13 protein-coding genes and 1 pseudogene are annotated in these 24055 nt (G+C 43.5%); all 14 read right to left on the reverse strand.

The window, feature by feature from the left end; translation table 11 throughout:
• Positions 1-96: 96 nt before the first annotated feature.
• Positions 97-573 carry a DNA-processing protein DprA gene (locus HMPREF0650_RS02070; protein ID WP_004348024.1) on the reverse strand — a complete coding sequence of 159 codons (477 nt, stop codon included), beginning with the start codon at positions 571-573 and terminating at the stop codon, positions 97-99.
• Positions 570-1601, reverse strand: a complete 1032-nt coding sequence (locus HMPREF0650_RS02075) for a virulence RhuM family protein (RefSeq protein ID WP_004348025.1) — start codon at positions 1599-1601, stop codon at positions 570-572. The genes HMPREF0650_RS02070 and HMPREF0650_RS02075 overlap by 4 nt, the downstream gene beginning before the upstream one ends.
• A 203-nt stretch (positions 1602-1804) precedes the next feature.
• Positions 1805-2458, reverse strand: coding sequence for a DUF4145 domain-containing protein (locus HMPREF0650_RS02080; protein WP_004348026.1), 654 nt, complete (start codon positions 2456-2458; stop codon positions 1805-1807).
• Positions 2459-2535: 77 nt separating this feature from the next.
• A complete protein-coding gene (locus HMPREF0650_RS02085; protein WP_004348027.1) occupies positions 2536-2745 on the reverse strand; it encodes a helix-turn-helix transcriptional regulator in 210 nt (69 codons plus the stop codon).
• A 126-nt stretch (positions 2746-2871) separates the two neighbouring features.
• Positions 2872-3036: pseudogene (locus tag HMPREF0650_RS13775) on the reverse strand (site-specific integrase); the annotation flags it as partial.
• A gap of 69 nt (positions 3037-3105) precedes the next feature.
• The gene (locus tag HMPREF0650_RS02090) at positions 3106-7113 is read right to left on the reverse strand and encodes a hybrid sensor histidine kinase/response regulator transcription factor (RefSeq protein ID WP_040562154.1); all 4008 of its coding nucleotides are present in this window, start codon (positions 7111-7113) and stop codon (positions 3106-3108) included.
• 463 nt (positions 7114-7576) lie between these two features.
• Entirely contained in the window at positions 7577-9490 is a 1914-nt protein-coding gene (locus HMPREF0650_RS02095; protein ID WP_004348029.1) for a RagB/SusD family nutrient uptake outer membrane protein, read from the reverse strand.
• 18 nt (positions 9491-9508) lie between these two features.
• Entirely contained in the window at positions 9509-12682 is a 3174-nt protein-coding gene (locus HMPREF0650_RS02100; protein ID WP_040562157.1) for a SusC/RagA family TonB-linked outer membrane protein, read from the reverse strand.
• Positions 12683-12890: 208 nt separating this feature from the next.
• Positions 12891-13220 carry a hypothetical protein gene (locus HMPREF0650_RS13695; RefSeq protein WP_004348033.1) on the reverse strand — a complete coding sequence of 110 codons (330 nt, stop codon included), beginning with the start codon at positions 13218-13220 and terminating at the stop codon, positions 12891-12893.
• A 1419-nt stretch (positions 13221-14639) separates the two neighbouring features.
• A complete protein-coding gene (locus HMPREF0650_RS02110; protein ID WP_004348034.1) occupies positions 14640-15167 on the reverse strand; it encodes a GNAT family N-acetyltransferase in 528 nt (175 codons plus the stop codon).
• 5 nt (positions 15168-15172) lie between these two features.
• Positions 15173-17101, reverse strand: a complete 1929-nt coding sequence (locus HMPREF0650_RS02115) for a glycoside hydrolase family 172 protein (protein ID WP_004348035.1) — start codon at positions 17099-17101, stop codon at positions 15173-15175.
• Between the two features lie 141 nt (positions 17102-17242).
• Complete coding sequence (locus HMPREF0650_RS02120) at positions 17243-18943, reverse strand: DUF4886 domain-containing protein (RefSeq protein ID WP_004348036.1); 1701 nt, start codon at positions 18941-18943, stop codon at positions 17243-17245.
• An 18-nt stretch (positions 18944-18961) separates the two neighbouring features.
• Positions 18962-20884 (reverse strand): RagB/SusD family nutrient uptake outer membrane protein, encoded by a 1923-nt coding sequence (locus HMPREF0650_RS02125; protein WP_004348037.1) that lies wholly within the window; start codon positions 20882-20884, stop codon positions 18962-18964.
• A gap of 18 nt (positions 20885-20902) precedes the next feature.
• The gene (locus HMPREF0650_RS02130; protein WP_375342083.1) at positions 20903-23929 is read right to left on the reverse strand and encodes a SusC/RagA family TonB-linked outer membrane protein; all 3027 of its coding nucleotides are present in this window, start codon (positions 23927-23929) and stop codon (positions 20903-20905) included.
• Between the last annotated feature and the right edge of the window lie 126 nt (positions 23930-24055).

Genomic DNA, 24055 nt, shown 5'->3' on the forward strand with positions numbered 1-24055 from the left:
AAACAAACGGCAACACCCTTACATTTTATCCCCCTCTCTTTGAATACTTTTATAAGCAAATGTCTGCTTCCTAACGGGTTATTCTATCTTGTATGGTCATTGTGAATTTAATAATGTAATCATTTTTTGTTTATAATCAAGGTTCGATTTAAGTGCATAGAGGCTGCTACGTTCAGTTACGCCAACAAACAAGATTCTGTCTGATTTCTGGCAAACCCATTTGTTCCTCATCATTGCTGTGTCCTTTGACTGACGTGTTGCATTGCTTACAGAAACTATCAATAATCGGTTTTGGGCAAAAGCTTCTTGTAATTCCTTGGGGATAACTTTATACATTCGTCGGGCAAGAACAAGAATAATCGGTTGGTTGCCTTTCAGCAGGAAGTGAAGCACGTCTTGTTCCAACTTACTGTTAAATCCACTGATGACACACTCTCCCCGACTACGCATCTCTGTAGCCCAATCATACACCCGCAACACCTCCTCGGAAGCGATATTGCCCGATGCGAGGAATGCCGTCTTTTGCAGTTTCAGCAATTCCTGATTACCCAAATATTGTGTATGGACTATCATTGATTATTCTCTTCCCTATCTTTCTTCTTTTTATTGTTCTTTCGTGGTGCGATACGCTTCAGGTCTTGGTCGAGCTGCTTAATACTTTCAAGGCGTTCGATTTTTCGTTGTTGTTCTTTGTAAGCAATATATTCCTTTGTAGCTTTGGCTACTGCCGATTCGTGAGAAATGGTGCCAGCATGCTCAAGAATATTCTTCTCGTTCATGGTGAGTACAAGTCGAAGTTTCTGCACCCAGTCGCTCATGTACATTGGTTTTTCAGCTAATGCCTGCGCCTCAGCATAGGCAAGGAACTGTTCTACGATAAGTTTTAGTTGACCAATCTCTTTCTCGTTCAGGTAGTTTTTACCAATCAAGACATCATTCTTGGTAACTTTTCCTTCTTTTTCCGTGGAAGTAAGTCCCATCATAGGCAGTGAGGCATTGGCACGATAGTACATGAGTTCTGCAGCTGTCTTCCCACTGACAGCCCAGAGCAGTTTGTTCTGTACTTCCTTGAAGAAAGCTAATGTCATCTCTGCCGACGGATTATAGTCGATACTTGTTGCATATATATCCTTTATCTGCTGATAAAATACTTTCTCGGATAGACGTATCTCACGAATGCGGTCTAAAAGTTCTTTAAAGTAATTATAGGAAGAACCTGTCTTAAATCGCTCATCGTTCAGTGCAAAGCCTTTGATAATATATTCTCTTAGCCGCTGAGTAGCCCAGATGCGAAACTGTGTGCCCTGTTGTGACTTCACCCGATAGCCTACCGAGATGATTACGTCAAGGTTATAATAATCCACCTGATAAGTCTTTCCATCCGTTGCAGTTGTTGCATAATTTGCAACAACTGAAGGAGCTTGCAATTCTCCTTCCTCAAATATATTCTTAATATGTCGTGAAATAGTAGATTTATCACGTCCAAATAAGATTGCCATTTGGTCTAATGACAGCCACACCGTCTCGTTTTCAAATCTAACATCTATCTTTATCTTTCCATCTTCCGACTGGTAGATGAGCATGTTGTCGTTTGCTTCCATTATACTTTTATTAAATTATTGTTCCTCTCAGTAAATACTTTACCTTCATTAAATAGGAGTGTCGGATCTTCTATTACCATTTTTGGACATTTCTAAACAATTTATCGTCAATAAGTTATATAAAGAAAACGCTTCGTAAATGAGAAAATAAAGTAGAAGATTGGACCACTTTTGGACATTTCTATTGTGAGTTTACTCATAATTTACTTATCTCTTTTAGTTATGAATTCTTTCACTGTTTCGGGGAATCCTTCGTATAAGGACTCTATCTCTTTTGGTTCGGTAATCATACGCTCTGTGATGATATTCAAAAGCCGCATAAGCATTGTAGCGGTTCCTTTATCATCAACATCAAACGAAATCACACCAGGGTGAACTGCCTTATTACCAACTACACGTACAACATCTAATGCCTGTTGGACAGATTGTGGCAGTCCTTTCTTAACAAGCGATCCTATGTTCTTGTTTATATCTCTGTCGGTCTCTCCCAATTCGTTGCATAATCTGTCTATCGCCAATCGCAATAATGCACAGGCTGCTCTTGGAGACTTATTGTAAATGGTTCCTGCTTCGTTATATAGCTGCATCACACTTTGGGGCATATCAAGGTTCGGTTCCTCAGCAATAATATCCGGATAAATATATTCATCATTGATCCATATTATCTTCTTTCCACAGTTAACACACCTTGCGATGAAAAGTTCATTTAAATATTCATTATATGGTCCTTTTTGGACTACTACAGTATTATCTTCATCATGATAGTGATGCCTATGTATCATTAAAGAGAGTGTATGACAGTGAGGACATGTAAACGCTTCCTTTTCACGTGCCGGAGTTACATATTTCTGATTCATATTCCTTTGTATTAGTTATTCTTCGCTTTCTATATTATCATAAATTCTTGTCATAATACAAATTCTTCAATAGCCAATTATAATTCGTCTGTCCACAATAAATCATCAACTCTCACTCCCAATATCTTTGCCAACAGAATGAACATTTCAAAATTGGGCTGTGCGACATTCGTTACCCACTTTGATATAACGGCAAGGTCTTTATCAAGGATTTCTACCAATTGTTTATTTGTCATTCCTTTCTCGGCGAGAACCACTTTCAGGCGATTGATTTTCTTACGTCGCATGCTTATGTAACTTGATTACGCTATAAAATTACTCATTATTTCTTAAAGCACATGTTTTTCCAAGCATAAATACTATCCTGTTGAGTCAAAAAATAGTTTTTTCAATTCATTTTTCATCTTAAAGTTTCAATTCGGAAAAGTATTTATTGCTACAAACTTCAACTTATCCACGTCACGAGTATATTTCTTGGTGTGCTTCAATCCACTTGGTTACAACAAGTAGGTGTCGGTATTGTTGTTGGTTCCGTTATCGAGGATATTCACAGCAAAGCAGTGACGAACAAAATGCCAGACCCTAGTCAACCTGTTTTAGGGAAAGACAAGATTGAATAAATAGATTTAAAGTTGAGATGTTATTTTTTAAAGTGCGACGATAAATTCAGTGGGGCTTTTTCCATAAAACTTTTTAAAGACTTTGGAGAAATAGTTGGGGTCTGAAAATCCGGAACGGTAAGCAGTCTCGGAAACAGAAAATCCTTTCATGAGCAGTTCGGAGGCCAGCGCAAGTCTTTTGTGACGGATGTATTCACCGATAGACATGTTCAGAAGGTTTTTCATCTTGGTGTGCAGCAGACTTCGACTGATAGCCATTGCTTGCGTGATGTCGGTCACAGCGAACTCGTTGTTGCCGATATTCTTGTCAATCAGTTGGTTGATTTGCAAGATAAACTTTTTGTCGATGTCATTGAGCGAGCTGGTCTCAATGTCTTCGGTCTTGGTATTTTGAATCTCGGTCTGACGTGTCTTGACCAGTTGGATGATGTTCTTAACTTGCAGATCGAGCACCTGTGGGTCGAAGGGTTTGGACACATAGGCTTCAGCTCCGCTCTTGTAGCCCGCCACCACATCTTCCTGCTCGTTTTTGGCCGTCAGGAGAATGACGGGAATGTGAGATGTGGTGACGTCCGATTTGAGCTTGGAGCAGAAGGTGACTCCGTCCATGATGGGCATCATCACATCGCTGATGACGAGTTGGATAGATTCGTTTTGAGCAACTTCGATTCCTTCTTTTCCGTTGGTAGCAGTGTAAACGTTGTATTTGGGAGAAAAGTAATTGATAAGGAAAGTAAGCATATCAGCGTTGTCTTCGACGATTAAGATAGACATTTTGTAGTCTTCTTCCATCACAATATCTTTTGAGGCATTGTTGATGTCTGTCATCGAAGGTGAGAAATGATAGTCGGTTAGCGGTACAATGACTTTGTCGTCGGTGATGAGAGATTGCCGGTCGAAAGCTTTAGCGTCTACATTCAGCAATATCCGGAAGATGGATCCGTGCTGCAGCTCGCTCTTCAACTCTATGGTTCCCTTGTGTATGGTTACCAGTCGTTGGACTAGAGAAAGTCCGATGCCCCATCCCTTGTTGTTGGTATTGTATCCTCGTTTGGTTTGATAGAACTTCTGAAAGATGTTTTTCTGTTCTTCCTGAGCAATGCCTATGCCCGTGTCGGCCACTTTCACGTCGAGATAGGTGTAGTTGTCTTCTTGTCCTGTGATGATAGAGGCCTTGACCTTTACCTCCCCATTTTCAGGAGTGAACTTGATGGCATTGGACAGCAGATTGTTCATGATGCGTTCAAGATAGGAAGGTGAAAACCATACGATTTCATCGTTGTTTTCACAATCTACTCTCAAGTTTAAGTGTTTTTCAGCAGCACTTCTGCGGAACAGGTTTGCGAGAATTTTAATAAACTCTAAGGGGTTGCCTTGCTGAATATAGAACGGGAAATTATCCGACTCGACCTTGTTGAACGTTACCAGTTCGTTGATAAGTTCCTCCATCTTGTTGGTATTCTCAAGAGCTGTCTCCAGATGACGTTGTTCCGTTTCGTTCAATTTATCTTTATGGATACTTTTAAGAGGTGCAATGATTAGGGAAAGCGGTGTTTTCAGTTCATGGGACACAGTGGTGAAGAAGTCGAATTTGGCACGGTCTACCTCTTCTATCTTGTTCTTCTCCATCATGGCCATCTTGACTTTGTTCTTTTCGTTCAGTCTTATTTTATAGTAATGCTGAATGTAGTAAACGATGATAACGACGAGCAAGAGGTAGAACAGATAAGCCCAAGTAGAGCGGTAGAAAGGTGGTGCAATGATAATTTTAATTGCTTTTTCAGGTCGGTTTTCCCAACCGGTATTTGAATTATTGGCCCGTATTCGCAGTATGTAGGTGCCGGGTTCCATGTTGTAGCTCACAAAGGTATGGTCGTTGCCCATCTCTCGCCATTGATTGTCTATACCGTCTACTTTGGTTTTGTAAATGATAGACTCTGTTTGTCCGGGAGAAATAACACCATAATCAATCATGATGGAATGTCCCTGACGATAGGAGAGCCTGATTTCATGTGTGGCATCCAGCTCTTTCGTAAGTGGCGAGTTTGCTGATGCAGCGTTGATTTCTTCGCCGTTGATTCTCAAGGATTTGAGATGAACGTTTAGATTTGTGCTTTTGGAAACCATGTCTTCAGAACGAAACATAATCAGTCCGTTCACCGTTCCAAAATACATTCTGCCATCTTGTGTCAGCAGCGTTGAAGAGAAGTTAAACTGGTTGGTGGGCAAGCCATCGTCGGTGGTGTATCGGTTGATGGTCCGAGTCTTGGGAAAATATTGGAATAATCCTTGACTTGTGCTAATCCAGAGATGGCCTTGGGTGTCGGCATTGATGCCGCATATCGTGCTTCTGGATAAGGTGTTGTCGTTCTCAATCTCAGAAAACTTTCCGGTTTTGGGATTGAGCACCTGCAATCCGTTGTTGTTGGTCCCTACCCATACCTTACCATCTTGCGCAGGATAAATGTATGTGATGTAGTTGTCCTTCAGCCCTTGTGCCTGTTGGGTGGCTTTCCAATGAATGAGTTGATTTGTTTTGGTGTTGAGCTTATAAATTCCGTATGCTACAGTACCAATCCACAGATTGTCTGCCTGATCGACGGCGAGTGCATAGATGAAGGCATGATTGAGCGAGGAGTGGTTTATCCTCCTGAATTTTTGGGCTTGCGAATCATACCAATGGAGGCCTTGTGTGGTCCCCACCCAAAGTTTTCCGGAGCTTTGCCGGGCAAAGTCAAAGATGGACACGGCAGATAGATTCATTGATAGTTCAAACCGTTTGACACTTCCGGAATTCAGATTATATCGGAACAACCCGTTTCTAAAGGTCCCAATCCAAATAATGTTGGCGGACTTGTCATAGAACAGACAATGCACGTTGGAGCCGAGTTGGGGAATGGAATTGAAAGGAGAGAAGGTTCCCCGCATGGGATTATAAATATTCAGTCCGTCATCTTCGGTTGCTATCCAGAGTTCATGAGGATTTCTTTCAATGATTTGTCGCACAACCTTCCCCTGTAGTTTGTTGGGGCTGTAACTCGGTCCTTCCCATGAGAAGGGGCTGCTATTCTTAATCATATCTACGCCACCAAAATAGGAGCCAATCCAAATGTTATGGTTGGAGTCTGACAGGATGGAATAAATAGCATTGTCGGACAGCTGATTGATATTGCCAAATTGTTGTTTCAGCGTTTTGATACTCCCGTCTTGCCCAATAATCGTTACGCCTTGTTCGGTACCCAACCATATATTGTGTTTGTGGTCTTCGGTGATCACTCTCACCGTTCCGTCCGAAAGCTGATAGGCCTCATACACTCGCGTATTGCCTGTTTTCACGTCTAACTCCATGACACCTTTCCCGTTCCGTCCTATCCATAGCCTGCCGGCATGGTCAAAAGTCATGGGGATGATACCGTCGGAGCCGGTAATGAAGTCCTTGTAGATACCGGTGTCTAACTTGGAGATTTGATTGAGTTTGGTGTTGTAGGCATAGATGCAGGAATTGGTAGCGACGTAGAGTTGGTCATCCTGGTCTATGGCGAGTGAAAGAATGAAGCCTTCGCCTAACGAGGGGAGAGGTGTGAACTTCTTGGCTTTCTCATCAAAGACACACAATTTCATGCCACCACAGATAATTTTTCCATCGGATGTTTCGACAATTGATTCTATATAATATCCCGGCAGAATGAAGTTTTCAAAGTCGTCTGTAGCCGGTCTGTACAAGCTGACGCCCTTCGAATGGGCCACCCAGACTCTGTGTTTTCGGTCGAGAAAAAGCGATTTCACAAAATTGTGGCTCAGCGAGGAGGGTTTGTGGGGTTCGTTGAAATAGTTTTTAATGGAATAGCCGTCGTAGCGGGCAAGTCCGTTTCGCGTTCCCATCCAGATGTTTCCATGGTAGTCCTGTACCAATGCTTGTACCTGCTGATGTGGCAGTCCCTGCTGACTGGAAATGTGGAAATACTTGTAATTGTTCGCCATCCCTGTGCATAGAAATAGAAACGATAAAATGAGACAGTGGATTATTCTTGCCATAATGATGTTGCGGATGTAGTAGGGCCATAATGAAGTATGCGTTTCCGCAAGGCAACACTATGGGCAGATTTGATATGTAAGTGCAAAGTTATACTATTTTTGCCTTAATCGTGTCTCTTGGCTTTATAAATGCTGTTTCCTCTCATAGTGAGTTATTCTATTTCTGGATAATGCCCTTAATGTACGCTCTTGACATTCCCGTTGCATAGGCTTGGGGCTATATATTATCTGATGACTCTATTCATATTTTCTATAGTTTCCTTTTCCACGAATGGTATATATGGGCAAAGTAAAACGTATCCATATTGGCTGTTTCCATTATTATGAGGGCTGCCCAAAGCAATATTTGTAGAATACAACTATTCAGCCTCCAAATGTTTAGTAAAAACAATATCTCCCCACACCTCTGTTTAAACAAAGGGAATGGGGAGATAACTGTAAATATATATTAACTCTATAGATATTAATACCCTGGATTTTGTACCAGGTTGGGGTCTATCTGAATCTGGTCAATCGGAATAGCAAGCCAGTAGCACTTGGGTGCTTCGATGGTGGAGCGATCAACGTAATCACCATCATTCATCTCGGTGAGACGGTAATATTCTTTTGCTGTCCTTCCGGCAGTATTCCAAGATTTTTCCTTAGGTCTCAACACCTTCTCAAGAATCTTCCAACGTCGAATGTCGTGAAATCTTCTACCCTCCATGGCCAATTCGTTAGAGCGTTCGTCTCGAATCACTTGTCTCAGCTTGGCTATGTCTGTCGGTATGCCCCCAGCGTAGCTCCACGACTCTTGGAATGTGGGAAGTCCGCTACGCGTGCGCACCTTGTTGAGGTATTCCAAACTCTTGGCACTCAACTTGTGATTATATTCCATATCTGCTTCCACGTAGCTCAGGTACAACTCGGCCAAGCGCAGGTAAGGGAAGACCCAATTATTAAACGTGAATTTATTAGTTCTGGGATTGTAAGTATCTTTGGTGGACACCCATTTTTGGCAAAAATAGCCATTGTCGCTTTGATACTCGTTGCCTCTTATGCCATCTTCCTGTTGAGGCTCACCCCTGCGACACTTCAGCATAATCGTGCCATTGTTGACTTCAAATGGTCCACGGTCGAATCCGATAGAAGCATAGAATCTCGGCTCTCTAAACGCATGGTAGGCAGAAGTCTGCTCTTTGGGAAAGAATGGAGACTGCACAATGTCAGTGGGCTTAAGGTTTTTTGTGTCTGGGTCGTCTTCCCAGGGCAAACCCTTCAACGTAAAGTATCGGGTTACGCAACTCCATGTGGGGAATACATATCCTCTAAAACCATTGCGGTTGTATTTGTCAAAGCCTACACGCGGTGCGAAATTCTTGATGCAATAGCTAATCTCTCCTTGATTGGCTATGCCGAAGAGTATCTCGTCCCAGTTGTTAAAGCTGCCCGTCTTTGGACCAACAAAGGCCTCGTGATAGTTTGTGCCGCCCTTAAACCAGTCGGTTGTGCTACCGCCATACAACTTGTAACCATTAGCCTCGCATAGCTTGATAGCATCCTCGGCAGCATCCATGGCTTTCTTCCACTTCTCTCGGTCGTATGTCAAATTCATCAATGGCTTTCCATCCGGATTTTTGAAATTGGCATAAAACTCTGTGTTGCCATTGACCAATGGTGATGCTGCATATAAAAGCAAGCGTGCTTTGAAACCAAGTGCGGTGGCTGAGGTTGCTCTGTTTTTCTCGCCATTGGTTCGAATGGCAGGAAGCAGCTTGGCAGCCTCATCGTATTTCTTGGCAATAAATTCCACGCACTCATCGTATGGTACGCGCATCTGATTGTTTTCAACATTCTGCGAGTACTCCTCTTTGGCCAAGAATATTGGGCCATAAAACTCCAACAAAATCTGATGGTAATAGCCTATGAGGAAGAGCGCCTCACCTTTCCATAGATTTATGTTCTCTTTGGTGATGTCTGGCACCTTGTCAAGGTTGTTCAACACGTTGTAGCACTTGCGAATGGCACCCCAAATATCTTTCTTCTGTGCGTCTACCGGATAGCTGTTCGCTGTATTGCTCCACAGCGCAAAGTAGGTGCTGGACGACGATTCATCGCCGTTCATCAAGCTCTTATAGTGGAACCAGCGTGTCGTTCCGCGGTGTCCCACGACCATTTCATCCGACCCCATCAAGCCGGGAAACCCCTTTTGCGGCTGCATGAAATCGGGTATCTCGCTATAACAGCCCACCACCATACGCTCTGCTTGGGTTTGTGTCTTGTAAATATCGGCTTCGGTGGCGTTGCCTGTAGGCACCACGTCAAGGAAATCGCATGCCGACAGCGTTCCCGCCAGAATGGTGGTGAGCATTATTTTAATATATGATTTAGTTTTCATTGTTCTGTATTTTTTCAATTAATAATGAAATTGTACGCCAATCTTGAATGTTCGCTGCAATGGGTAGCTCAAACCGCTACCACTTCCCATTTCCGGATCCCACGTCTTGAATGGTGAGAAGGTGAGAAGGTTGGTTCCAGCTACATAAACTCGCATCCACTTAGTAGGCGTGAATCCCACTTCCATCGTTTTGAGTCGCAGGTAGCTGCCATCCCGCAGGTAGAATGTACTGGGTTCCACGTTGTTGTTCACAAATGATTGAGTTAGGCGTGGATAGGCCGCATTGGCGTTGTTGTTGGCCTCTGACCAGTGGTTGTCTACGATATATTGGGCTATACCCAGTCCGTCTCCATCCTTGTCTACAAAGGGGTGAATGTTTCTCATCATCAGGCTCACGCGCCCGGCTCCTTGGAACATCATAGACATATCCCACTTCTTGTAGGTGATGGTGGTTCCAAAACCATAGATTATTTCGGGCAATTCCGGATTGCCGATGGTTGTCACATCGTTTTGGTCTATCTTGTTGTCTCCGTTGAGATCCTTATATTTGATGTCACCCACAGTGTATGCGCTTAGCTCTTGCTTGGGCGAGTTATCTATTTCCTCTTGTGAGGTAAACAATCCTTCGGCTACGAAACCGCGAATACTATTGATGGGATGTCCCAAACGAGAGTAGTAGGCGGGCACGTTTTGTGGCTCATCCACATCGGTCATTTCGTTGTGGGCGTATGTCAGGCTACCGTTTGCTTTGACAGTAAAGTCGCGGTTAAGCACCTTTGTATAGGCCAGGCTCATATCAAAGCCCTTGTTTTTAACTGCTCCGATGTTGGCCCAAGGTTTGTTTCTTCCAAATCCTGACATTGAAATCACGGAGTTTCTCTGCATGAAGATACCTGTACGCGACTCGTTGAAATAGTCGAAGCTGATATCCAGACAGCCCATCAGGTTCATATCCACACCCACATTGAGCTTCTTCGATTTTTCCCATGTTGCCAATGGGTTACCATAGGTAGTGATATTGGGCACTTTGATGTTTTCGTAGCCATTGCCTATCCACCAAGCACCATTGGAGAACATGTTCACCGTGGTGATGTATGGGAAACGGTTTTGCAAGGCATCGTTACCCACAAGGCCATACGATCCACGTAACTTCAGGTTGTGAATATAGGCTTTGGCTGGTTTAAAGAAGGCTTCATTAGAGATGGTCCATCCTGCTGCGACAGCTGGGAAGAAACCAAACCGCTTGCCACTCATAAAGTTTTCCGAACCGTTGTAGCCAAATGTGGCCTCCAACAGATAGCGGTGGTCGTAGTTATAAGCAAATCTACCAGCTAAGCCCTGCTCTCTGTAAGGCAACAGATCGTATTCTCCGCCGCCGTTTTTAACTTTCTTGGTTTCTTTCATGTGGTACACCAAGGTGGCGTTCACATCGTGCTTGCCAAACAGTCTTTGGTAATCCACTTTTCCTTGCAATGACCATACTGTCGTGGTGGGGTCTCTGCCGGAGTTGGATTGCAGGTAAGGCTGGCCTGGATCGCCAATGGTGGTGCTGTCAAAAATGTATTGTCCGTTCTCGTCCACGGTGTAATCATCGGACACTTTGTAGTAAAACGGTACTGTCCAATGATCCAACCAGTTGAAGCTGTAATTATAGAACGATGCCAATCCGCTGGCTTTAAGTCCTGGTGTTACAAAGTCTAAATCCTGGTCTATATTGAATGCCGTTGTGGAATACACATAGTTGCGGTCAGTATAACCTGAGCTCAAGCGAGCGTATGGGTTAATTTGCAAACCGCCTACACCTTGGCGAGCATTCATACCATAGCGCACGAAAGTGTCACCTTCCTGGGCGGGGAGCACTGGTGGGAAGCTTACGGGTGACACGCGCATAGTGTAATAAAACAGGTCGTTGACCTGCTCTTTGGGTGCATGATAGTAGAACAGCTGCGTATTCATGTTCAACCCAATCTTTGTCGTACGTGTAAGGCGGGCCGTAACGTTGCTTTGGAATAGATATTTACGGCTTCGCATGCCTACGTCCAACGCTTGTGTCTCCTTGGGCTGACGTATGATACCGTTCTCGTAGAATATGCCGGCATTCAGGAAGTATGTCAGTATCTTGCTACCGCCCCTAACATTGAGGTTCAAGTTCTGGTTCATGGTCATCTTCTTGAACAACAGATCATGCCAGTCGTTGTTCGGGAACAGGTATGGGTTGGCTCCCTCGCGTGTCTTGGCAATGCGGTCTTCGCTGTAAAAAGGGGTATATGCGTTGCCCACAGCCTTAGCCTCGTTGTAGGCTGCTTCATTGAACATTTGCATATAAGTAGGTCCGTCAGCCATTGGCTGTACCATTGTGGGAGAAGAGAACGTGTTGTCCAACCGAACTTTCACCTGCATCTTCTCCGACAGCTCACCTTGCTTAGTGTTCACTATGATAACGCCATTGGCACCGCGCGAACCATATAAGGATGTTGCAGTGGCGTCCTTGAGCACAGAGAACGACTCGATTGACTCTGGCGGAATGTTGTTCAACATGGTTGTGTTGATTTCTACACCATCAAGAATCACCAAAGGACTCTTGTTCACACCAAAGGTCGAGATGCCACGAATGTAGAATTCGGCATTATCGTAACCAGGCTCACCGCTTTGTTGACGGGCGATGATACCAGGAATGTTTCCTGCAAATGAAGTCGTCAAGCTGCTCGATGTCATTTTTAGGTCTTCCGGCTTTACAGCCTGTACAGCACCAACCAGTGATTCTTTCTTCTGCTTTCCGAATCCCACGACCACAACTTCATCAATTTCATTGTGGGCAGGGTACAGGGAAATGGCAATGAACGTGCGGTTTTTCAGACTGATTTCCTTTTCCTGATAGCCGATGTAGGCGATGTCAAGAATAGCGTTTGGTACGGCATGTATAATAAATGTACCGTCGCTGTTTGTAATGGCTGCGTTCGAAGTGCCACGCACCCGAACAGTTGCACCAATGATAGGTTCACCATTCTCATCACCGATGAATCCTTTAACTTCTCGTTTGTCGTTTTGTCCTAAGCTGCTGGCATTATGTGCATGTGCTGTTCGCGGTAAGGCATCATTAGATGCCAAAGCAGATAGCGACATCAGATTTGTCCCTAATAGGAACAATGACGCCAAAAGCAACCTTGGTTTTAGACCTTGATTCCTTTTCATTTGTTATAAGTGTTTAGAAGGTTAAAAATATTTATACTACAATTTGAAAGATAATTCATTTATATATTTTTATGTTCTTTAAGTAAAGCAAACATTTAGATTATTTATAATAAGGTAGGTTTTCATCATTCGTCCTTGCCTACAAGGCAAATCTTTGCGGTGTTTTTCACTTTTTTCTACACGGTAAGATTTGCATTTCTAATTGGAATTAGTGTTTTTTCAGCATGTCGGCAACTTCCTTTTTGGCCTGTTCACGGCTCTTGGAGAAGATGTTTTTGATGCGGTGCATGTCAAATTTCCGTTCCCGGTCGTAGGTGTAGATATCGTTTTTTCCAATTCCTTTGGAGTTGAACAGCTTGTTTTCCATTCCGCTTTTTCCAAAATCAAATTGATAGGTCCATGCGTCACCATTGAGGTTGATCCATTCCGCCCGCTCAAACTGTGGGCGTGGGTATTCCGGTCTTGGCTGTATTGCGGCACTAAGATTTAGTGAAAGGATAAGTGCCAAAGATGACAGGTAGAATTTTGTCTTTCTCATAAATTCAGAGTTTCGGTTTATTAGCACAGTGCAAAGTTAGAATATTATTTAGGCTTGCAGGGGTAATATTGTGTTTTTGTTCTGTAATATTGTTTATAACTGACATATTTCAAAAATCACATAGTAGACTCTCAAAAAGACGAGATAGCATTTTTGAGGTTCGACTAAGTATAAGTGTTTCCTGCAAATGATACAGTGTACCATACTGGTTCTGTGTATGGAGGATTAAGATATAAAACATCACATTTAACATCTTAAATGATATTTTCAATTTTATCGTTTTGGTTTTCTATTCTTTCGAAGATACCATTATTGGAATCATTCCTGCTGAAAATTATAGACTTTAGGGCTCGTGTATCCCAATGCTTATGAAAAGTGCCATATACACCTACGGTATTTGACACATCAGAAACAGATTCTAATAAACATGCTAATAACTTGAGTTCGGGATAAATCAGAATAGAGTTTTGAACGCATGACATTATGCTACTATTACTTTTATATATACCCAAATATTAAAATGTACATCGATTTATAAAAATAGATTTTGAATCTTCAGGCGATACAAAGAAAGATAAATTCACGTTGATGAAGCGTTATGGTACCATTGTAAGCAGAGATACACAACGAATTTCAATCGCAGCTGGGCTATGTGCATCAACTGGGTTAGGCTACGAGGTTTTGGGTTGCCAACCTGTGGCAAAGTGCCGTGCTTGCAGTGCTTGCTGCTACTCAAAAGGTTTACACCGGCACGCCAATTTGTTGAATATTTTATCAAAAAACGGCCCCAAAAACGGCACTTCAAAACTTTCAATCTAGAAAAAAAACAATAGGCAAACGTACCGCAAACAAGCAGTTATTTTGTGCGTAATCTCGATTATTTACACTAAAAAGAGGTATTCAAGCGATAAAAGCCATCATTTTGTCTGCTTACCAACATGCCTTTGACCCGCAAAGGCATACACATTAGGCACTTAAATCAATGCTTTTGGCAAAGAAAGTCGTCATAAAAGATTGAAAAACAACAAAGGAGATTTATAAAAACCAGTTTATCAATCACATACAAAAGTCGCTCATGCTTGGCGTATTTGCGACCAAGCTCAAGGTTGTTCGCAAATACGCCAAGGAGAGAAGGGTATCATGTCAAGAAAATTCTTTATTTCTAATTGGCAGTTATTCAATATCATTTACAAAACAAATGGGACAAATTTTAACGATTGCAGTTTGTTAATAAAGCGTAAAAATATGCCTACTTCATTATTGATAGATAAAAGTATGAGAAGTAAAATTTGTCAAACACCTTAAATTCTATTATCTAATAGTGCATTCCCGAATAACCTTGTCATATTTCGAAGACATATTAAAACATCTTTATTGTACATTCATTAAGCAATCATGTAATTTTCACTTCTTTTGCTTTTAGATGTTGCTTGAAATTAGTTTCTCAAAAGCCTTTCTGTCGCCTTTGGCACCATAGTGTATTTGACCACAATAGGTGTAGCCCAGGTGTGGAAGGATGTTCAGCATCTCAACGTTGTCATAGTTGGTATCTACCTTGATGCTGTGAACGCCTTGCGAGGCAGCCCATTTCTCGGCCTCGTGGAAGAAGCGTTTGGACAGTCCATGTCCTCGGTGACGGGGGCTAACGGCAAGCCTGTGAATCACCACATAGTCTTGTTCGCTGAGCCAAGAACCTTCGAGATGAGCATATTCGGGTTCTCCGTTCACAGCAAGTTTGGCGTATGCGGCTACCTCTCCATTGACGGTAAGGATGTAGGCGTCACCTCCGGCAATATCATTCTCAATCAGTTCTCGTGAGGGGTAGTCCTTTGTCCACTGTTTCCTACCGTTGGTCAGCATGAGGTTGCGAGCCGTGTCCAAGAGTGTCCACGCCTCTTCCAAATCTGCGGTTGTAGCTTTTCGGAATGCAATTTGTGTGGTATGCATGTGTGTTAATTTACTCGCTCGAGCGTAATCAATCTGAGACCGAACTTACTGGTTCCGCCATTCTTCTTCACGCGGAAGGTGATAGAGTTGGTTTGCTGTGTCAGGTCAATGTCACCCACATGCAAGCGATTCTTTTCTTCACGTTCAGCAGTTTTGGCCGAAATCCAGTCAGAAAGCTGTTTCTGGCGTTGCCACACTTGGAAATCTGCACCATCGGGGAACGTGGTATAATCGATTAACACCTTATATTTACCGTCTGGTACATGCGAAAGCATAATGCGCGTTTCACCTTGGTTGTTGGTTGTCATCACAGTTCCATGGTCGGACGAAATATTCATATCGCCCCCAATGGTCATCTCGAAGAGCTGCGGGAAATAGATGTGGGTGGTAGGCTTATATACCTTCAGCAGTTCACCTTGCGGCTCCTGCTTCGTGGTGAGCGGACGGTCTGCGTAGAACATAGCCACCGATATATAGTCTACTGGAAAATCGTTATTCTGTCCACCATGTTCCATGCCATGATAGATTTCTTTCTCGAACGACATCTTGTCGCTGATGTGGAAACGGTATCCTCCTGTTCGAGCCATGGGCAGCGAGTAGTCGAGTGAACCGTGAATTGGAAGGCTGATGCCACGGTCCCACCTGTCGAGTAGTGCATACCAGCCACCGTTGAAATAGTCTTCAGAACCTGTTCCGTGCAAGCGCATCTTACCATCTACATGGGTGCTGTCGTCACCTTCGAAGAAGAGGGTCATGCCAGGTCTGAGTCCTTGTGACTGCAAGATGGTACCTACATAATGTCCCTTCGCCTTTGTATGCAAGAATGTGTGATAGGTTCCAATCGGTGTCTTTTGGCGGCTCCAAACACTGTAGAATTTTCCTTCATCTTTGGCTCTGCCTTGTTGGTTGTAATGAATTTTGACCTTTGCGATGATGGTAGGCTGGTACTCGTTGCGTTTTTTGTATATCAAGTTCACCTTAGCCGAATGGTCAAAGGGCATGGGCAGGAAACAATAGTTGTTGTTACCTTGCTTACCCATGAGTAAGCTGCGCATGGCACCTCGTCCAAAGGCGTAGCCAAAGAAATCTTGCAAGGGTGAGTAGATGGCCTCGATGGATTCGCCGTCCCATGAAGCTGAGAGGATGACATCTTTGTTATCACCCTCTAAGGCTGTTCCGCCATCAATCTCCATGCCGACGATGCGGCCCGGCGTGTCAAGGGAGAAACAATTGACAGTTTCGCCTGGCTGGAGGGTAATTTCTTTCTCCATGGTCTTGATGTCAGACGATTTACCTTGTGTGAAAAGACTCATTTTGTATTCATTGGCATTCCATAGGTCGCAAACCTCTTGCAAGAGCTGTTTGTCCTGCTGTGTAAACTGACCGTTATAGGTTTCCACCTTCTTGGTTGTCAGGTTGCGGTAGCCTATCTGGATAAATTCCAGCTTGGGCCCGTCGTATACTATCTTGCACGATTTTTTGTATGTGATGGGTACGTAGCAATAATATCCACCCACCTCATTTCCGCAGACAGGCTTGACGAAGGGATAAACCTTGCCAGAGAAGAGATCTGAGAATTTTATTTGAAGTCCAGGTTTCTTGTTACCGTCAAAATAGAAATAAAGCATGGTCTCATTGGGCGTAGGAGTCCAAATGCGGTCAATGACTCCCGGTCCTTTCATCTCTGCAATAACCAGCTTGTCGCCCTCTTTGCGAAGAAACGAATAGGTTCCTGCGAACCCATCATCGTTTCCGTGGGTACGGTCGTAGCTGGAGAAGGATTCAACGTAAGATCCTGTGCGGTATTGCGGTAGCTTATCAATGCTTTTTAACAAGGATAGTTCGTCCGCCCAGCGATATTTTTCCTGTGAGAAGACAGTCAATGGAGCGAACAATAGCCACGCAAGGCTGAATAGTTTGAATAATTTAGTCATGTTTTGAAATTATAAATCAATAATGTTATTTTGGAAAATAAAAACACCGTCGACATATATAAGCTTGTCGCTGTTACAAGAACGTAATCAGTGGCAAAATATTGCCGACGGTGCAACCAATCCTATCCAATCAATGAAGATTTAGTAGGAGCCTGAATAGCCTTCTGGAACAATAATCATAGCATTAACACCGAAGAATCCGCCCCACTGCGTATTGAATGGTGCCATGGTCAGTTCGATGTCTACCGTACCATCTTGTCTGGGCTGGATGTTCTCAATGATGGCCAGTTTATCCTTATTGTAGTCGTTAGACAAGTCCATCTGACCTTCATTGACGCCTCTCACTTTGAAGCGAGTACCTGTGTTCTTATCATTGATGGCACCATAGAAAACAAAGGTATACTTCTTGGTGGTATTCATGTTGCTTACTTTGAACGAACCTATTCCCTGTCCTGGTTTTCTGCCGTCACGGAAGAACATGTCCTGACATACACTTTCAGGGAATCCCAGCGTGTTAGAGATTTCTCTTCTGTTTAGCTTTCCGAAAGCGCTTGTCGCTTCGATGTTAAAATAGGTGCTATTTCCTGCTTTATCAATCAAGTTGCTCACTGGCTTTTCCGGATCAATAAAACTATTGAATGGTAATGGAGTAGCTTTATCACCAAAGTCAATATAGATAGGATGATCCAAGATGAATGGGTTTGCCGACTTGAAATCTACCATGTCTATCACCTGCTTGCTGTGAATGATAGCATTGTGAGCCGATAACTTGTACAGGTTATTGACATATTCAGACATTTGGGGAATCATCAAAGGAGATGCACTCACGTCAATGCCAAATAACGCTTCTATCCATGTCATGGCCGCAATGTATTGTCCAGATGTAGCATTTAACTCAATGTCGCCATTAATCACACTTTCTCCCAGATAGGTAGTTCGTGCGTTCTGGATAGCAGTTCCCACAGGAACAATCCGAGTGACTTGATTGGTTGCAGATTGGGTTGCTGTAACAATGCTGTTAAACATCTTCAATTGGTCATTATCAAACTGTTTGAATCCCGGAGTAGTGGCCGTAGAGCTGTAAGCCCAAGGTTGATGAATGAGAATCTTCAAATTTGGATTTGTTGACCACTCCTTGAGTTGCTTGATCAACTCTGGCAAAACCTCCTTGTAGCCTTTTTGAAATCCTGCTGAATCGGCACTTTCTTCAATGGCAATGTAATCCCAATTTTCATTGTTTACAACATCTCTTAATGATTGATTGCGTTGATTGTTGGCATTGAGCCTTTCGTCAATACGTTTGTAGTCGTACGCATTGGCATTGTTGGCAATGTTTCTCAAGTGTTTGGATAAGGATGCTTTGTCTTCAAAGATATTGCATACCACCATAGGATGGCCTGCTGCTTTAGCCATCTGTACCAAGGCTTCGTTTGCAGATTGATTGGCAAGGCCACTTCCAATAGTCAAAAGTTTTAAGGAGGGTGCACCTTCCAAGACTGTCAAATCTGCAAAATACATCAATTTGTGATCGTCAGTTTCCACCTTGATGGTTGTCGTTCCAGGCTGAAGGCCTTTGATCAGACCCATTTGCTGGTCGCTTTTTTCTATCGACGCCAAACTGCTGTTGCCCACAGACCATACGAGTTGATAGTTTTTTCCTGCTAATGTATCTACGGATGCTTTGAGCAAATATTCCTCTCCGACATTGATCGTTATCGATGTGTGTTGCAGTCGGAGAAATCTGTCTACATTTGGCCTTACGTCCTCGCTGTCAGAGCAAGAGCTGAAGACTGCTATCAATAGCAAACAGATTGTTGTCAAATGATAATATAAATGTCTCATAACTGTTTTTCTAAAAGATTAATAACCAGGGGCTTGAACTAAGTTAGTGTTGATGTCCATTTGTGTCTGTGGAACAGGCATCATGTACATCTTCTTGGTGAAGATACGTGGTTTCCAATACCAGCGTTTATAGTATGCCTTGGGATTGTTGGGGTCGTCACTTGCTACAGAACCCGTTCGGTTCATTCCGTAAACCGGTGCATTCAAATATTTTTCCGCTAATTTCCATCGACGCAAGTCTTCAATGCGTACGCCTTCACAGTTGAACTCTATGCGGCGCTCGTGCTGGATAGCCTCTCGCATCTGCTCCTTAGAAAGTCCTTCTTTCAAGCCTGGCAAGCCAGCCCGCTCTCTGATGAGATTAACATACTTGTACACTTCTGCCGAAGGTTTGCCTTGGGTTTCGTTTAGGCATTCAGCGTAGCTGAGATAAGCATCAGCCATACGATAGAGAATTCCTGGCTGGTATCTGTGCTTGTTTTCTTTTGGGTAAATATCCAAAGGAATTTGTTTCCTGATATTATATCCAGTCCAAGGTGAGTCGAAACTATTCGCTGCATCCTGACCAGCGCCCATCAAGTTGTTTACCTGACGGTTGATCACTCCCATCCATTCGTGGTTGAAAATGACGGATACATAGAATCGAGGTTCGCGGTTGCAGTACATATTGTAAGTACCAACCAAGGTCACAGGACTTTCGCCAGTTTCAGCCTTGAACTTGTTTACCGGGCCTCCACCAGGCCATTTGGTATGGCGCATCTCATCTTTAGCCGAGAAGCCCCTTTCGGTATATCCTGATTTCTCATTAATTATGGGAGATCCGTCCTCATGGTAACCCAGGATTGGTTTTTCTCCATTCGCCATGAAGAAAGCATCGACCAGCTCTTGAGTAATATTCATGGCAGCATTGCCTCGAACGCCTTTGGGCAGATGGTGAGCCTGCCAACTATTGAGGTCTTTATTCTCTGGGCGCCCAAATACAATCTCTTTGTTACCGTCCGAGAATCGTTTGAGTGACATATTGTAGTATGACATGAAAGGATCAATAGAGCCACCGGCGTTGTATTCGTAATACAAGCCATATCCGCTTGCTTCTGCTAAGTCAATCATTTCTTTGAAAGCCTGAGCCGCACGCTGCCATTTTTCGGAAGAGTAAGTTTGGTTAATTAAATTCTCACCACTCTTATTTTTCCAGTCAGCATAGTCTGTATTTCCATTGAAAAGAGGACTAGCTGCAAACAGTAAAGTCTTGGCGCGCATGGCCAGAGCCATCACAGACGTGGCGCGTCCCCAATCTTGGTCACTTTCGTAAACGGCGGGTAGATGTTTAGAAACCTCTAAAAGTTCTTTGTCTATCCAATCTACAATGACGTCAGCTGGGGTTTGTTCGGTCATCATTTCCTCAGAAGGTGAGTATATAGAATAGAGTTTGTCTGGATTGAAAGGGACAGCACCATAGGTCTCAACCATTAACGAGTAGTAATAGGCAATGAGAAAACGCGCCTCATACTTCAATTGGTTGACATAGTTCTCTGTCAATCCATCTGAGGGGATGACACGTACATTTTCCAGGAACTGCAAAGCTGTTCTGATACGTTTTGGCAGTTCTACCCAATAATTGGCATTCCAACCTGAAGTAGGACTCCAGTTTCCTGTTGTAAATGCATACACATTGGCCCATCCATAGGGAGTCCATTCATTAGGAATCACAATGTCATCGCCCATGATGTTGTAGCCTTGATCTTTCATGTACCCCCATATAGGACTTGGTATCGATGAGTAAACACTGGCCAGCCAATCTTCTGTGCGGATCTTGTCCGAGAAAATCATATCCATTGTTAATTGATCGTCAGGTTGCTTGTCAAGATAATCACAGCTTGACGTTGCCAACAGACAAACTAAAACAACAGAAGCCTTGAAAATATATTTCTTTATATTCATAGTAACTGTTCTGTTTGATTAATTGTTAAAGTTAAAGGTGATGCCCACAGATACGGCTTTCATCATTGGATACTTCAAACCGTCGGTGGTTCCTACTTCTGGATCCCACATCTTAAAACTAGAGAAGGTAAGAAGGTTGCTTCCTCTTAAGAAGATGCGGCAATCCTTCATGGCAATCTTTTCACTCCAATGGCGTGGGAGAGTATAACCCAATTCAACATTCTTTAGGCGGAGAAAACTCATATTTTTCAACCACCATGTTGATGCTTGCTTGTTGTTGTCTATGGTCAACTCGTTCATGCGCGGCCAGAATACATCCTGTCTGGGATTACTCTTGGTCCATCTGTCATCTATATTTGACCAGATGTTGCCCGCACCGATGGAAGAAGCCGGCAACCAGGTCTCTCCCCCCAAAATACGATATTGTTTACCAACGCCAGAAAAGAAGCATCCGAAATCGAATTGTTTATATCTGAGTGTAGCTCCAAAACCGTATACGATTTGTGGGTCAATGGTTCCGCCAATCGCAGTCTGATCAATGGCAGTAATCTCACCATCACCATTCTGGTCTACATATTTGATGTCTCCAGGTCCGAGCGAACTCTCGGCACTGAATTTCTGTGTAGGAATACCTTCTTTCAGCTTTCCGTTCTCATCAAAATCGCTTTCTTCAAACAGACGTTCTGCCACAAGACCGAACAATTGGCCAACAGGTTTTCCTGTCCTGGCACGGTAAGTACCTTTCATGGCCTCTGGCTCGTCATATTCGGTAATTTTGTTATGTGCATAGGTGAAGTTAGCCAGTGCCGTCAGTTGAAAGTCTCTGTTGAACCGGTGGTTAATGTTCAGGGAACAATCAATACCACTGTTTTCTACCTTACCAAAGTTTGCCCACACTGCACGGTTGAATCCAGCAGATGCGGGGATGTTCTTTCGTTTCATGAAGATATCCTTGCGCCATTCCTTGAACACGTCGAAGCTTAAAGATATGCTGTTGTTGAAAAGACCGAGGTCTAGACCAAGATTGGTTTTTGTCACTTTTTCCCAAGTCAAATCCGGCACACCAATATCACCTTCTGCTCTGCCCAAACGATGGAACTGCCCATCTGTTCCATAATAGTAATAACCTGTGTTTTCTATTGTTGAGATGTAAGCAAAGCGTCGGCCGCTGATATCGCTATTTCCAGCCTTACCCCAACTGGCTCTTAATTTCAAGAGGGATATCGTCTTGGAAAGAGACTCCATCCAGGGTTCCTGTGAGACAATCCAGCCAGTTGCGAATGCCGGGAAGAATCCGAATCGCTTGCCGGGGGCGAAGTTCTCAGAGCCGTTGTATCCAAAGTTGAATTCTGCAATATAGCGATCTTCGAATGTATAAGAAGCTCGTCCTGCAAAACCCTGTGTCCTGAATGGTAAAAAAGAACCATCATCGTAATTTTTTTGGTTGTACAGAGCCATGAGGTTGACAGCGTGTTTATTGTTGAAAGTTCTGTTATAATTAAGCATGCCTTCCAAGTATGTACTTTGGTTGCCCCAGTCGGCCTTTTTTGAATAGCCTAAGAATTGCTCGCCATTTGATAAGATGCTTGTCACGATGTTTCCATTATAATCTCTACTGGAAGCAGGATTATAGTAGTCGGGGTTCTTTGATCTGTCCACAGAGTTGCTTGCGAATTTGTCGAAAGAGAAGGTCAATCTTGCACTCAATCCTGGGGTGATGGCTTTCAAATCCTGTTCAACAGAGGTGAGTGCTTCAACTTTACTATGGTTTAGTTTCGCGAATCCTCTTTGTGTGGCCCAGGCCCAGGGATTCTGCTTGTATTGTACACGTGGAATTCGTCCGTCAGCATAGATGGCGGGGTGTACATACGGTGGAATTCGCATGGCCTGATAGAACATCTCAAAATCAGTGATGTCTCCAGGAGGTGCATTACGAGTTTGTAGGAATCCACCGATGTTGACCCGTACCACTGTTGTGTTCGTGACGTTGATGTCAACATTCGAGCGGACGGTGTATCGGTTTACTTTCAAAGAAGAGTCCCAGGCCTGTCTCTTGTCACGCTCCAGAATACCGTTTTCATTGAAGTAGCCTGCAACCAATGCATAGCGTAAAAGTTTGGATCCGCCCGAGATGTTCAATGTGGCACGTGTGTTGTCTGCGTAGTCTTTTGCAATGGTATCCCACCAATTAACGTCTGGATACAACTCTGGGTCCGTGCGATTTCTGTAGTTTTCCAAAACAGCTTCGGATACCATTGGATCCTTTCCTTCATCTCGATACATCTCGTTCATTAGTTCGAGGTATTTCACGCTCCCTACATATTCTGGTAGTTTGACGGGCTGTGTGAATGAGTGTTCAAATCGTAAGTTAACTTGCGGTTTGCCTATCTCACCGCGTTTGGTTTCAATCATAATCACACCATTGGCACCACGTACACCGTAAACAGCACTGGCAGCAGCGTCTTTCAAAATGGAGAACGACGCTACTTCATCAGGATCAATGTCATTGAGTGAGCGTTCGATACCATCAATAAGAACAAGAGGACGCGTGTTGCCAGCAAAACTACTGATACCTCTAATCCAGAAATCTGAGTTATTGTACCAAGGGTCACCGCTGCGCTGTACTGCTATTACGCCAGGACTTAAGCCGGCCAGACTGTTGCTGAGTGAACGGCTGGGCATCATGTTTAGTTTCTCGGGCTGAATGTTGGCAATGGAACCGACAACAGACGCTTTCTTCTGGGTACCATAGCCTACTACGACTACTTCTTCCAAAGAAGAAATGTCTTCTTCCAAGGCAACGTCAATGACGTTGTCTGCTCCTACATTGACGGTCTTCTCCTTGAAGCCAATGTAGTTGAATTTCAAAATAGGTTTTGCTGTGGTGAGACTGATACGGTAAGTACCTGTGACATCGGTCACGACAGAGTTGGTTGTATTTCCTTCTTCTGCTACAGTGACACCAATGAGGGTCTCTCCTTTTGTATCAAGGACTCGACCACTGACAAGTCGTGGCTTCTGTGCTAACGCTATTCCTTGCACCATGAAGAAGCCAAGGAGTAACACGGACAGCCGCTTGCAATATTGATTTAGATTTAAATGTCGCATATGACTGTTTAATTTATTATAAATAGATTATTATCTCCACTTTCTCTTAGCTGTGGAGCGTTA

The organism is Hoylesella buccalis ATCC 35310 (genome assembly GCF_000177075.1).
Taxonomy (GTDB): Bacteria; Bacteroidota; Bacteroidia; order Bacteroidales; family Bacteroidaceae; genus Prevotella; species Prevotella buccalis.

Coding starts and splice junctions, on each gene's coding strand:
- HMPREF0650_RS02070 (WP_004348024.1), bottom strand. CDS start 573: ATGATAGTCCATACACAATATTTGGGTAATCAGGAATTGCTGAAACTG.
- HMPREF0650_RS02075 (WP_004348025.1), bottom strand. CDS start 1,601: ATGGAAGCAAACGACAACATGCTCATCTACCAGTCGGAAGATGGAAAG.
- HMPREF0650_RS02080 (WP_004348026.1), bottom strand. CDS start 2,458: ATGAATCAGAAATATGTAACTCCGGCACGTGAAAAGGAAGCGTTTACA.
- HMPREF0650_RS02085 (WP_004348027.1), bottom strand. CDS start 2,745: ATGCGACGTAAGAAAATCAATCGCCTGAAAGTGGTTCTCGCCGAGAAA.
- HMPREF0650_RS02090 (WP_040562154.1), bottom strand. CDS start 7,113: ATGGCAAGAATAATCCACTGTCTCATTTTATCGTTTCTATTTCTATGC.
- HMPREF0650_RS02095 (WP_004348029.1), bottom strand. CDS start 9,490: ATGAAAACTAAATCATATATTAAAATAATGCTCACCACCATTCTGGCG.
- HMPREF0650_RS02100 (WP_040562157.1), bottom strand. CDS start 12,682: ATGAAAAGGAATCAAGGTCTAAAACCAAGGTTGCTTTTGGCGTCATTG.
- HMPREF0650_RS13695 (WP_004348033.1), bottom strand. CDS start 13,220: ATGAGAAAGACAAAATTCTACCTGTCATCTTTGGCACTTATCCTTTCA.
- HMPREF0650_RS02110 (WP_004348034.1), bottom strand. CDS start 15,167: ATGCATACCACACAAATTGCATTCCGAAAAGCTACAACCGCAGATTTG.
- HMPREF0650_RS02115 (WP_004348035.1), bottom strand. CDS start 17,101: ATGACTAAATTATTCAAACTATTCAGCCTTGCGTGGCTATTGTTCGCT.
- HMPREF0650_RS02120 (WP_004348036.1), bottom strand. CDS start 18,943: ATGAGACATTTATATTATCATTTGACAACAATCTGTTTGCTATTGATA.
- HMPREF0650_RS02125 (WP_004348037.1), bottom strand. CDS start 20,884: ATGAATATAAAGAAATATATTTTCAAGGCTTCTGTTGTTTTAGTTTGT.
- HMPREF0650_RS02130 (WP_375342083.1), bottom strand. CDS start 23,929: ATGGTGCAAGGAATAGCGTTAGCACAGAAGCCACGACTTGTCAGTGGT.